Raw genomic sequence first — 13,095 nt, forward strand, 5'->3', positions numbered from 1 at the left:
ACAAAGAAAATTAATACTAATCACTCTCTTTACTATTAAACTACAAATCACCCTATATTTTCCACAATTACTTAGTATTAATGAATAAAAGAAGAGACCATGTAATATCAACATGGTCTCTTCTTTTATTCATTTTCAATTTTATTCCGCTATTTGCCGGGCAGTAAGACCCCCATCTCAAAATTCAGCGAAAGCAAAGAAGTTAGGTGGGGGTTGGGCTAATAATCAGCGGGGCTGACACCCCACTGATTAAAGTTTCACTTTATATAATTAAAAATTAGATATTACTTAAGCCAATCGTTGCAAGTGTTACTTAACTGCTGTAAATCTTCTATAAATTGACTCGCATCATATCCATCACAAACCGAATGATGTACTTGCAATGAAACTGGTAGCATAACCTTATTTCCTTCGTTAAAATATTTCCCACAAGTTATAATTGGCAATAGAAAATTTTCATCATTATTAATATTAAGATTAAATCCAGTAAAACTAGTCCAAGGTATGCTAGAAATCGGAAATACATTAGGAGGAATATTTTCTTTCGTGAAAAGACCATGAACACTAGCATAGCATCTCATATCGTCTTCATAATTTTTATAGAAAGTGCGGAAATCACTTGAATAATCCGTCCATATACTTGAAAAAGACTTATCATCTTTATGAAAGATTGTATAACTCGGTATCATTTCCTCCCAATAGCCTAAAACTCCTTCATCGTTAAAACATGTTCGAAATTTTTTATGATTATTTACTACTCTAGAAATTAAATATATAAAAACGGGATAAAATTTTATTCCCTTTTGATATACTTCCTCTAATAACATCGTGATATCAACATTCACAGTCATACTAAATGTACAGTTCAACTTTAAATAATGCTCAAAATACCGCTCTCTATTCCAATCTTCTCTATCAATTACATGAAACTTCATTCTAATAGCCTCCTAAAATTTTCTTTTTATTTTAGAAGGCTAATTCCCTTGCTCTCACCATACTTGTTCACTCCTAACAGTTTACAATTCACCCTAATTATTCATTTAATTATATAACATATGTAAGAATCAATTCACATATTTCTGGAAATCCATCCACATACTATAGATAAATCAAATGAAATTTGGAGGATACATACATGAATAACAAAAATATGAATAAAAAAGAAAATGTTACTGAAAACACTACATCTATTCAAAATAATAATACTGCAAATCTTACTATCGAAGAACAAGCAATGAACGGCTTATACGGAATGCCCGAAACAACAATTGAAGATGCTGATCACGCTGCATCTGATGATTTGACTTCAAAAAATTAATTAACTACATTGAAAAAAGCCAAGGAAAATATCCTTGGCTTTTTTAACTATGCATCCACCTTTTGTATTTCTTCACTCTTTCTTGAAAGTTTACCTGGCCAAAAAGCAAATCGGCCTAAAACTACTGTAATCGCGGGTACAAGTAACGGTCTTACGATAAACGTATCTAGTAATACGCCAATTGCAGTTACAATACCAAATTGAACTAATACTTGAATTGGAAGTGTACCTAACACTGCAAAAGTTCCTGCTAAAATTAAACCAGCCGATGTAATAACACTACCTGTTTGTATTACACCATTTTTTACTGCATCCAAGTGATTTTGTGTCTTTCTGTTTTTCCATATTTCTGAAACCATAAAGATATTATAATCTTCACCTAAAGCAACTAAAAATACGAATGCGTACAACGGTATCGAACCTTGAATGGCCGGCGCACCCATACCGTAATGAAGTAATATCCATCCTGCTCCTAACGCTGAGAAGAATGATAAAACGACAGTTACAATTAAATAAATCATCGCAACAACCGATCGTAAGTAGACAAGTAATAGTAAAGCGATAATGCTAATCATTACTGGAATAATTACTGATTCATCACGTTCCGTAATTTGCTTTGTATCATATAATGAAGCTGTTTCCCCACCAATCCACAATTGATCTTTAGCATTACTAATCCCAGCACCTTTTAATACTTTTTCTATACTACTTTTCAATTTAGGAATTTGATCTAACGCTTCAATTGAGTATGGATTTTCCGCTAAAGAAACTTCATACATTTGTATTTGCTTATTTTCTTTTCCCTCTTTTGGCTCTTTCACTGTATTTACGAAAGAAAATTTCTCTAGTTCTTGTTTAATAGGAAGCTCTTTGCCTTTCGTATCAACAACAACTTTTATTGGTGCTAGTTCACCAGCTGAGAAATGATCACTAATTAACGTAAACCCTTCACGAGAAGGCATATCCTTTGGAAACGACTCTAATAAGTCATATGTGTATTGAATACGTGGTACGAATGAAGCCAATCCGCCTAATACAAATACAGTTAGCATAATTATTGTCCATGGTCTTCGTACTACAATATCTCCAAGTTTTTTACTAAAGGAGCCTTTTGATTTTTTAACTTTTACAGCCCTCTTTTTCTTTCTTGCAAACTCCTCATTCATTGAAGTTGTTCTCGGTATAAACGGGAAAAATGCAATTCTACCGAAAATTAATAATAGTGCTGGTAAAATTGTTAAAGCCGCGATTCCCATTATAAATACAGCAACACTAAATGGTACTGCAAATCGATGAAAGGCACCATAATGAGCAAGTAGTAATGTTCCTAATCCAAGTACAACAGTTAACGCACTCATTATTATTGCACCGCCAGATGCTTTAATCGCAAGTTGCAATGCTTTATATTTACTTTCTTCTTCTAACAAGTACTCTCTATATCTCGAAATTAAAAATAGACAATAGTCCGTTCCAGCGCCAAACAATAATACTGTCATAATTGATATCGCTTGGGCATCTACTTTAATCCATCCGTGATCAGCTAAAAAACCGAGTGTAGGACTAATAATACCGTATGCAAAGCCAACAACAAGTATAGGTAAAATCGCTAAAATTGGTGAACGATACAGTAAAATTAACAAAACTAACACTAGTAGTACAGTAGCCACTAACAATTTCACATCTGCTTGACTAAATAAACTAACTGCATCCGTTTGAATACCTACAGGTCCTGATAATCGAACATGTAAACCAGATTCACTTATTTTTTGTTTAAATGGATCTTCATCCACCTTACTATTCACTATTTTTCTAAACTCTTCAAGATTTCCTTTTAATATATCCGTACCAGCAGATTTATTAAAAAATACCGGTGTAACAAATGATGTACCATCTTTTGACGCACTTTTTGATAATACTTGCTCTGGGATTGTATCAAATGGTGGTAACGTTGATTGTTCTTTTAAAGGACTAGCTTTTAACTCCTTATAAACATCTTGTATGAGTTTATAATCCTGTGACTGTAATCCACCATCTCTATACCATACTACTAACAACGGATTCCCTGCATTATTCGGAAACTCTTTTTTTATAAGCGCTTCCGCTTGCTGTGACATAGCTGTTTCAGGTAAATTTTTCGGATTCGGTTCTTTCGTACTGTTTACTTGTGGTAACGTAAATGAAAGTAATAATGTAATAAGAATCCACACCGATAAAGTGATCCATTGCGTATTTTTCCCTGCCACAAGCCTCCCTAACATATGTAACGGGTGCTTTTTCATAAAAACCCACCTTCCTTTTTTCCTCCATTATTAATTATATATACTGGTCGGTTAATTAATCAAGAATGATTGAAAATTATGTTATAATTATCTCAATCATAAATGTCAGGAGCGAATGTATTTGGAACAAAAACAACGTCCTCTCGGAAGGCCGCGTCAAAATAAAAATACAAAATCTACAAAAGAAACCATTTTAGAAGTAGCAACCCGCTTATTTCTTACACAAAATTATCAAGTCGTTTCTATGGATGAGGTCGCAAAAGTTTGTGGTGTTACGAAAGCAACTGTCTACTATTACTATTCAACAAAAGCCGATTTATTTACTGCTACTATGATCGAAATGATGGTACGTATACGTGAGAATATGTCTCAAATACTCTCTACAAACAAAACGTTAGAAGAAAGATTATTAGACTTCGCTAAAGTTTACTTACACGCAACGATGGATATTGATATGAAAAATTTTATGAAAGATGCAAAACTGTCGTTATCTGAAGAACAATTGAAAGAATTAAAAAATGCTGAAGATAATATGTATGAAGTACTAGAAAAAGCACTCGATAATGCGATGCACATCGGAGAAATCCCAAAAGGAAACGCTAAATTTGCGGCTCATGCTTTCGTATCTTTATTATCAATTGGGAATTTTAAAGATGAAAATCACAATCCTATTCTTGCAAATATAGATGAATTATCACAAGAAATCGTTTCTTTTTATTGGAACGGATTAGGTCATTCATATTAAACTGATTTGCTTTAATAAAAGAGCATGTTTGATTTTTTTCAAACATGCTCTTTTATAATTTATTTATATACTAATAATCAGATTATACTTCAATGCTGTTTAACAAAAAATTTCACTTTAACTTTTACAAATTTTGAAGTTGAACATTTATATTCCCCTTACTAAATCCCCCATGGTAACAAACTACAGATTCAATATGTAAATTTAAATACTTCTTCAAAGACTGCTGTGCTTCCTTAATATTTATAGTTGTTGGGGCGTGAATTCCTCCTAACATCCCATTCACACTATACATAGAGTCTCCTGCAATAAGAATTTTACTTTGTTTCAAATATAAACTAATATGACCCGGAGTATGCCCTGGAGTATGAAGAATTAGTATTCCACCGCAATACGGAAGTTCTTGCCCGTCAATCACAGTATCACTCACTTTTCCTTTTGGTCGGTTCTCTATATTTCCGTCCTTCAATAAAGGTAAATCCCCCTCGATATATGGCTTATCTAGTTCGTGCGCATAAACTTTAATATTACTTCGACAGCGCTGCAACAACTCCGGAAGACCACCTATATGATCAATATCCTGATGCGTCAAAATCACGACTTTTAACTTATCAAATGATACCCCAACCTTTTCCATCTCTACTTGTATATCTTTAATTTGTCCTGGGAAACCCGTATCTATTAATACTGCCATTTCATCATCCCATAAAAGAATTGGATGAATAACAAATTCTTGAAATTCAAGTTGTAACATTTCTATCCCTTTAGCAATTTCCATACAGCCATTCTCCTTTATGTTGAAGTTTGAAAATATGTACGAGTAAACTGAAAATATAAAGTGAAACTTTAATCAGTGGGGTATTACTGCCCGGCAAATAGCGGAATAAAGCGCCTCTATCTTATAATATGTTTTGTCATCCCAATAGAGAATGCCTCAAACCCTATACATTCATAGTAAGATTGCAATTTTTCTACACACATAAGTTGTGGAATAACCTTGCTTTGTTCACAGTGCTGGATTAATCGTTCCACTATTTCTTTTCCGATGCCACTAGACTGATATTTTGGCAATACACCAACTCCACAAATAATGCCTGTTATGACTCCATCTGATATGACACGCCCCATCCCTACTAACCTCTTATCATCAAAAACATAAATTGCATACTAACTTTGCTTACACATTCGTTCTAACTCGTTAACCGTTAATTTAAGAGAATTCCATTCTAAAGATTCGTATAAGGATAATAATCCATTAAAATCTGTAGGATGTTCACTTGTGTAGCGTATACTATTTTCCATGTCAATACTCCCTATTCTCTGGCTTGTTTATATTTCATAAAATTCCCATTACACAAATCTGATCGATGTAAAAATAACTAGAACAAACTTCAATAAGAAAGATAGAATTCCTTCTCAACATAAAATAAAAAGAAGTTATCTCACTTAAGATAACTTCTTTTATATAAGACTCTCATTATATTATCAACCAAAAAATATACAACTGCATACGATTAGCACAAACAAAACTAATAAACCATTTGAGAAATAACCCATTGAAAACTACCCCTTTATTAAATTATGTAAAAGATTTTATCATAAAATGATTTACAACTTAATAACTGAAAAAGACATTGTATTCATTAGTTATATACGTTTAGTAATATTTTATATTCGGTTATATTCTCGTTCCCTGAAATTGCTTATCATACTCTTCTACTTCAGTTCATATAAGTTCAAAATATTAAATAATAAATCAAGAAGACCTCCACCTTACGAGGTCTTTTTTACTTATTTTCCAAATACACTAATTGATTCTTCCTCAATTACAAGTAAACAATTAGCATATTACATGATTTAATATCCCAATAACCAATTCAACTCTATTAATTCGGTTCGACCTTAATATCCCCCTTTTATTCCAAAAACTCAATAATTGTTTCACATACTTTATCCGTCTCCTCGATATCTGGGAAATGTCCACTATTTTCAAATATAACAAGTTTACCATTTTTCAATTGTCTCGTTATTCTATAACTCATTCCTACACCCGTGTTATAGTCATGCGCTCCAACTATGACACACGTATCAATTTCTAAACCTTTAATACGCTCAATAAGCGGTAAAGATGATTTTGTTCCAAAAATAACTTTGCTCATCTTCCCTGTATTACTTAACTGACTTTCCTCCCAAAGACTCCGATTTAGCTTTGCAAATTCTTCATTTTTAAACAATAATCGATCTACAGCTTTTGTATCAACTATACTCCAAACTTGATTATACCTTTCTTTTAAAGGAATTTCTGACTTACTTATTATCAATATTTCTTCTTTCATTTCTCCTTTCGTTACTTGTAGAAAACCTTCTATCTGCACAGTATACATATCATTTAAATCATCTAACGATGGTGCTTGTAATACCATTTGTTCAACATTTTTCGGATATTTCAAAGCATACTCTAAACAAAGTTGTCCACCAAAAGAATATCCTAACAAATTTATCTTCTCTACATGTAATTGCTTTCTTAATTCCTCTAAATCTTCGACTAGAGTATTGATTGAGTACTCACCGTCATCTTGTGGTGCCTCACTTCTACCACATCCTCTTTGTTCATAATAAACAACAGTCATATTTTCTTCTAACCTCAACCCAAGTGTTCTTTCGAATACATAATGATTGCCACCTGGACCACCATGTACAATAATGAGAGGAACTGTATTATGAGCTGCCCCTGCAACTTTACACCAATGCAATACCCCATTGATTTTCAAATAGTGTACACCATCTTGCAACATTAACTGATTCATTTATCCTCTCTCCTCATCGCTCACTTATTACTATCTAAATGTATAAGTTCTGACCATTCACACTTTTCCCCTTTATATCCTTTAGACACTATCCTCATTTATATGAATAGCTTTCTTATTCAAAAATAGATTTTTAAAAATTCCTACTCCCACAATTAATAAACCTATACCAACTAATTTATTTACTTGTAATGGAATACTCTCCATTCCAAATAATCCAAATGTATCAATGCATAACGCAACAACCAATTGAGTAATAAGACTAATTAGCACTGTATATGCTGGACCTAAGCTCTTTATTGCACCCATTATGCAAATAATTAACCCGATGCCAAACAGTCCACTTACATAAAACAAATAATTTGTAGTATACACTTTAATGTTAATACTGTTTTCTGTAATGATATAAAATAGAATAGAACTAATGAGACCTATTCCAAGGACACATGTAGTCGTTAACCACTGTCCTACATTTTCATTTACTTTTGCATTAAAAACAGATTGTAAGCTAATTAATATTCCTGCTAATATAGCTAAACTAAATCCAATCAAAATCTACCCCTCCCTTTCATTGCTCATATATATTATCTTTAGCGACTTCCTTCATTCTACAAAAATCTTTAATTACAATAACTCCATTACTCTTTTCAATTAATTTTTCATTATAAAATCTTTGTAATACCCGTATTATGTGCCTATAACTTACCCCTATAAAATCCGCAATACTCGTTACCGAAGTTGCATCCAAATCCTCTTTATACATATTCCCGTTACTATCTGTTGAAATTGAAAGCAAATAACTAGCTACACGTACTTCTACAGGATAAAGTAAATTAAGAGCAGTAAAACGAGTCGATATTTTTAACGTGTTCGCAATGTTTTCAAGCAAGAACTTCATAAATATAGGATCATGTAATAACTTGTTTCTAATAACCGTATTAGAAATAGAGATTGCTACAACATCTGAACAAGCTTCAACGACATTATGCGCTTTGCTATTTTGAATTAATTCAATATCACCAACAATGGCCAATGGATTGATAAAGCGAAGAATTAGTTTCTTCCCTTCAGATGTAATCGTGTAAACTTTTACTTTACCTTTAACAACAAAATATAAACGATCCATTTCGTCATCTATATTGCAAATGAGCTCGCCTTTTTCAAAGTGATTTAATTGAAAATAAGCTGTATCTATTTCTGAAAAAACCTCGAGCGTTTTATTGGTTTTCAAATAATGCGTAATTAAACCTGATCTATCCTCCATATTCATTTCTCCTTTCATTTACATATTAAATACAACAATACCTATAATCATTATTATTGTTCCCACAATATGATATCTCTCCATCTGTATCTTTTTTATATGAAACAGTCCTTTCATTTCAATAACTGTTGCCGTTAACAATTGAGCAACCATAAGTGTGCCAGCTGTCAATGTAACTCCTAGTGCATATATCGCCATAGTTTCTGCACAAATAATGAATCCACCAAATGCACCCGCTGTTAAATATATTTTTTTCACACTCTTTAAATCCGTTATTTTCTCTTCTTTCTTTAACAAAAATACAGTTGTTGCAATAATGAATCCAATTAAATGGGTTATAATACTCGTCGACCATATACCGATATGTGAACTAAGTTTCGCATTAAAGGTTCCTTGAAGTGTTATAAATATCCCCGCAAAAACAGCAAATATAATACCTTTCAAAAAATCATCTCCTCATCTTTTATTTCTGACTTAATTAAAAGCTATAATCCTATAATGGCAAAAGGACAAATGTCACATCACTATGAAAATAACTTGGAATGAACAAAAAAACACACCTCAAAAATGCGAGATGTGTATATTTTTATTATTTATATATAATGTTTTATAAATAAAAATTACGCTACATTAAAAGATTTCTTTTTCATAACAAACTTTGCAAATAAGAAACGTACAAGCGGTCCCATAATAATTAATTGTAATGGATATGCCATTATGAAATTTTTAATAAAAATCGAAAAATAAATGGAAACAAATGAATCTCCTTGTAGTCCATCATGTAAATACATCATAGCCATACCGAAAAATGACATAAAGAACACCATTCCAATTACCATAGTTGTCGCCATTGCAACGATAATATTTATTTTTTTAGATTTATCAAATGGCAATATGAATACAATTTTTTTCGCACAAGGTCCAACGATACATATTTCAATTAATAGTGCAATAATAAAGCCAATTAATAGTTCTAATGCAATCTCTTTAATATAAATTGGTCCTCCTGTTTCATTCATTAGTAAATTGTAAAACGTCATTACGATAACCATCCCAAGGCACATCATCATGCCAAATTGGAGGTTTTCCTTTCTTGTTGTTGGCAAATTTCATCATCCTTTCTCTTTGAGTCTTTGTCATTATATCGACATTGGAAACCCCTTCGTAAGTGAACATTTTGTGAACAAATTTAAAACGCTTTCATATTTTTTCCTTTCTACTCTAATTCTCACTTTTACTTATAGAGGTTATATATATCGCAATGTTGAATTACTAAATTTAACATTTCATTACATTATTACTAGGAGGACAACCATGAATGAAGCAGAATTTTACGCATATCACATCGTAACAAGGAAAAAAATGCATATCGGACAAATCATTCCTTTTAACAAAAATCAACACAATACTCTATATCACTTCTTTTTTGAAAGAGAACAATTAAATGCTAGTGGTGAAGATGGCATACAAATTTTAAATAAACACTATAAAAATAACGAATTACATATAAATAATGAAAATACTAAAGTAGTTATGAGTTATATGGATCAAACAATTAGAGCAGTTAGAGAAACAATTGTAGAAATGGTTAGACTACAAGAATTCCCTGAATACCCTTCCAGATTATCTTGCTTATATGCTGCTAAAAGCTATGAGGATGCTTTGAAATGGAGAGCGCTATTTGATTCTTACAATCGAGAAGTTTTACAGATTGTTAAACTACGAGTGATCGGAAGTTCTTTTGAAGGTGACGGGAATCTTTTACCGAAAGAAGATGGAATTCCTTTTTCTCAAAAAATCGAACAAGCTAGAGAGTATTGGAAAGGAAATATTAGAAATGAGCTTCCTGAGCTACTGATTAATGGAGAAATTGAAGTGGTGGAAATTATTGATGACTTTTCCTCAATTCATATTTAATTTCTAACTAAATCATATAGAATGGAGATTACAATGAAGAAAAAAGTGTACTTCAATCATGATGGCGGCGTAGATGATTTAATTTCATTATTTTTATTACTTCAAATGGAAAACATTGAACTTACGGGGGTATCTGTTATCCCAGCAGACTGCTATTTAGAACCCGCAATGTCTGCCAGTCGTAAAATTATCGATCGCTTCGGCAAAGGTAATTTTGCCGTAGCCGCTTCAAACTCTCGCGGGCAAAACCCGTTTCCGAAAGACTGGCGGATGCATGCATTTTATGTAGATGCTTTACCAATTTTAAATGAGTCTGGAAAAGTTGTAACACCCGTGACGGCAAAACCTGCGCATCATCATTTAATAGAAACGCTTCTACAAACGGAAGAAAAAACAACTTTATTATTTACTGGGCCCCTAACTGACCTTGCTCGTGCATTATATGAAGCTCCCATAATCGAAGATCAAATTGAACGCCTTGTTTGGATGGGTGGTACATTTCTTAAAGCTGGCAATGTACATGAACCAGAGCATGATGGAACAGCTGAGTGGAATTCGTTTTGGGACCCTGAAGCAGTGGCTCGTGTATGGGATGCAAAAATTAAAATCGACTTAGTGACACTAGAAAGTACAAACCAAGTTCCGTTAACTATAAACATACGTGAACAATGGGCAAAAGAACGAAAGTATATTGGTATGGATTTCCTTGGTCAATGCTATGCAATGGTCCCTCCTCTCGTTCACTTCTCAACGAACTCTACTTACTATTTATGGGATGTACTAACTACCGCTTTTGTCGGAAACACTAGCCTTGCAAAAACTGAAACGATTAATAGTATCGTTCATACATACGGACCAAGCCAAGGACGTACAGAGGAAACTGCTGATGGACGACCTGTAAATGTCGTTTACGATGTAAAACACGATGTTTTCTTTGAATATATTACTAAATTAGCTAAAAAAGCTGCTACTTGAAACCTCAATAACACGAAAAAAATTTATTAAGAATGATATACTTTAATTAATATAACATGAGGTGATAAGATGGATTATGAGTTACTAAAAGAACGAATAGAAATTATAACTTCTAGAATTAAATACATAGGTGGTGAAGTTCAAGAAGTTTGTATAGATGAACCATCTTCCCTTGAACAAATAATCCAAGTAGAAGAAAAACTGGATATTAAACTACCAAATAGCTTCAAAAAAGTACTTTTAGAGTTCTCAGGAAATTTTAGCTTACGCTGGTTTTTACCTGACGATGTAGAGCTACCAAATGAATTTACTGATATTTTTTGCGGAACACCCCACTGGAGTTTAGAAAGTCTTTCTAAATTCGAAAAAGAACGTAAAGACTTGGTTGACGAGTTTTTTTCAAATCTAGATGATGAATATGATGTAGTTTGGCACAACAAATTAGCATTTTGTGAAGTGGGAAATGGAGATTATTTAGCATTTGATATGAAAGATGATATAGATGCTCCAATAATTTACCTAAGCCACGACGATGGAGAAGGACATGGGTATAAGATTGCGAATAATTTCATTGAATTCATTGAGAATTGGTCAAAAGTAGCTTTTGTAGGATGCGAAGATTGGCAGTGGTTACCTTTCACTACCAGTTTTGAAAGTGGTATAAATCCAGATGATGAACCAGCCAAAAAATTTAGAAATTGCTTGGGACTTAATATTTAAAAGAGTATTGAATTAAATTTCAATACTCTTTTTGTGCAATTTAATTATATTTGATTAATGTAGTGTCTTACAGATTATTCATTTCATAACCATTGACAAAATACGTTATTGTTTCTAACTCATCTTCATTTAATTCTCTATCTAGCTCTTGTTTATACGCTGCCTTTATCTTCTCTTCATCGCCTTTATGAGCTTCTGTATATGTTCCTACTGTTTTTAGCAAATGAATTTCTTGTAAAAACTCTTCTCGATTTATAGCTGTCCCATGAGAAAGAATATATGTCTCAGCATCAAATTTTTCTAATTCATCTATTAATGCAAACGTTCTTTTCGTCGTATAGTTCCACTTCGAGGAAAAAATATCTGCATATATACAGTCCCCTAAAAATAATATCTTTTCTTCTTTTATGTACATAACAACTGAATCATGTGCATGATCTCCGCCCACATGTTTTAACACGCATGTCACCTCACCAAGATCTAATTCCATTTGATCCTGGAACGTTAAGGCCGGAGGAATAATGTTAATATTTCTCGCTTTTTCTTCAAACTCTTTCTTGATGCAATCCGCACAAAATTCAATTTCAGTACCCTCTTTTACGCGTGCATCCAACGCTTCATCTGTCCATTCATAAGATACTATTGTCTGCATTTCTTTTTTCGTTTCAGCGTGCGAAATAGTTAATGCATTCCGTAATACAGATAATCCAAAAATATGATCCCAATGCCAATGCGTTAGTGCTACAAAATCAGGATTTGATACATTTTGTTCTTTTAACATTTCTAAAAATAATTGTGCATGTTCTTCTGAATTCCCTGCATCGATCATTAACGTTTTTTCTTTTCCAACAACCATTCCTAATATAGGTCTATCTGTTTCAGAAACAGGTGTCATATACCAAAATGAGTTTCCTATTTTTTTAATTTGTTGCATAACCAATTCCCCTTTTCATTTCCTCACTTAAGTTTAATATATAGATTATAACGAATCACTACTTTTTTCTCTATACTCAAACACAATTACTTGGACTAATCTAACTTTTCTTTTCGTAAGCTAAAAATAAGGGAAT

General features: G+C 32.6%; 14 protein-coding genes and 1 pseudogene. 5 read left to right on the forward strand and 10 right to left on the reverse strand.

What is annotated here, in order from left to right; translation table 11 throughout:
• Positions 1–284: 284 nt before the first annotated feature.
• Entirely contained in the window at positions 285–935 is a 651-nt protein-coding gene (gene catA / locus AB6801_RS00560; protein WP_000668544.1) for a type A chloramphenicol O-acetyltransferase, read from the reverse strand.
• Between the two features lie 200 nt (positions 936–1,135).
• On the opposite strand from catA, the gene AB6801_RS00565 reads away from it, so the two are divergent.
• Positions 1,136–1,318, forward strand: a complete 183-nt coding sequence (locus AB6801_RS00565) for a DUF4021 domain-containing protein (protein WP_001060660.1) — start codon at positions 1,136–1,138, stop codon at positions 1,316–1,318.
• Between the two features lie 47 nt (positions 1,319–1,365).
• Here AB6801_RS00565 and AB6801_RS00570 read toward each other — a convergent pair whose 3' ends face one another.
• Positions 1,366–3,597, reverse strand: a complete 2,232-nt coding sequence (locus tag AB6801_RS00570; RefSeq protein WP_097999391.1) for an MMPL family transporter — start codon at positions 3,595–3,597, stop codon at positions 1,366–1,368.
• 121 nt (positions 3,598–3,718) lie between these two features.
• Here AB6801_RS00570 and AB6801_RS00575 point away from each other — a divergent pair, with 121 nt between their 5' ends.
• The gene (locus AB6801_RS00575) at positions 3,719–4,342 is read left to right on the forward strand and encodes a TetR/AcrR family transcriptional regulator (RefSeq protein WP_053564538.1); all 624 of its coding nucleotides are present in this window, start codon (positions 3,719–3,721) and stop codon (positions 4,340–4,342) included.
• 124 nt (positions 4,343–4,466) lie between these two features.
• Here the strand turns inward: AB6801_RS00575 and AB6801_RS00580 are convergent, their stop codons facing one another.
• The 7 genes and pseudogenes from AB6801_RS00580 to AB6801_RS00610 all read right to left on the reverse strand — a co-directional run bounded on the left by AB6801_RS00580 (position 4,467) and on the right by AB6801_RS00610 (position 9,519).
• Positions 4,467–5,120 carry an MBL fold metallo-hydrolase gene (locus AB6801_RS00580; protein ID WP_097999392.1) on the reverse strand — a complete coding sequence of 218 codons (654 nt, stop codon included), beginning with the start codon at positions 5,118–5,120 and terminating at the stop codon, positions 4,467–4,469.
• A gap of 116 nt (positions 5,121–5,236) precedes the next feature.
• Positions 5,237–5,644, reverse strand: a pseudogene (locus tag AB6801_RS00585) (GNAT family N-acetyltransferase).
• A gap of 614 nt (positions 5,645–6,258) precedes the next feature.
• Positions 6,259–7,149, reverse strand: coding sequence for an alpha/beta fold hydrolase (locus AB6801_RS00590; protein ID WP_001072688.1), 891 nt, complete (start codon positions 7,147–7,149; stop codon positions 6,259–6,261).
• An 81-nt stretch (positions 7,150–7,230) separates the two neighbouring features.
• A complete protein-coding gene (locus AB6801_RS00595; protein ID WP_000579010.1) occupies positions 7,231–7,701 on the reverse strand; it encodes a DMT family transporter in 471 nt (156 codons plus the stop codon).
• A gap of 16 nt (positions 7,702–7,717) precedes the next feature.
• Positions 7,718–8,413, reverse strand: a complete 696-nt coding sequence (locus tag AB6801_RS00600; protein ID WP_061655763.1) for a Crp/Fnr family transcriptional regulator — start codon at positions 8,411–8,413, stop codon at positions 7,718–7,720.
• An 18-nt stretch (positions 8,414–8,431) separates the two neighbouring features.
• Positions 8,432–8,857 carry a DMT family transporter gene (locus AB6801_RS00605; protein WP_000676014.1) on the reverse strand — a complete coding sequence of 142 codons (426 nt, stop codon included), beginning with the start codon at positions 8,855–8,857 and terminating at the stop codon, positions 8,432–8,434.
• Positions 8,858–9,033: 176 nt separating this feature from the next.
• Entirely contained in the window at positions 9,034–9,519 is a 486-nt protein-coding gene (locus AB6801_RS00610; protein WP_097999393.1) for a DUF2798 domain-containing protein, read from the reverse strand.
• Between the two features lie 208 nt (positions 9,520–9,727).
• Here AB6801_RS00610 and AB6801_RS00615 point away from each other — a divergent pair, with 208 nt between their 5' ends.
• From AB6801_RS00615 to AB6801_RS00625, 3 genes are all read left to right on the forward strand, one after another.
• On the forward strand, positions 9,728–10,330 hold the full coding sequence (locus tag AB6801_RS00615; RefSeq protein ID WP_001001048.1) for a DUF2441 domain-containing protein: 603 nt from the start codon (positions 9,728–9,730) through the stop codon (positions 10,328–10,330).
• A 21-nt stretch (positions 10,331–10,351) separates the two neighbouring features.
• Positions 10,352–11,305: a nucleoside hydrolase gene (locus AB6801_RS00620; RefSeq protein ID WP_097999394.1), complete on the forward strand. Its 954-nt coding sequence runs from the start codon at positions 10,352–10,354 to the stop codon at positions 11,303–11,305.
• A gap of 69 nt (positions 11,306–11,374) precedes the next feature.
• Positions 11,375–12,025 (forward strand): SMI1/KNR4 family protein, encoded by a 651-nt coding sequence (locus AB6801_RS00625; protein ID WP_097999395.1) that lies wholly within the window; start codon positions 11,375–11,377, stop codon positions 12,023–12,025.
• Between the two features lie 67 nt (positions 12,026–12,092).
• Here AB6801_RS00625 and AB6801_RS00630 read toward each other — a convergent pair whose 3' ends face one another.
• Entirely contained in the window at positions 12,093–12,959 is an 867-nt protein-coding gene (locus AB6801_RS00630) for an MBL fold metallo-hydrolase (protein ID WP_001184099.1), read from the reverse strand.
• Positions 12,960–13,095: the final 136 nt, after the last annotated feature.

This window comes from Bacillus sp. RCC_6_1 (assembly GCF_041360755.1).
GTDB lineage: Bacteria > Bacillota > Bacilli > Bacillales > Bacillaceae_G > Bacillus_A > Bacillus_A cereus.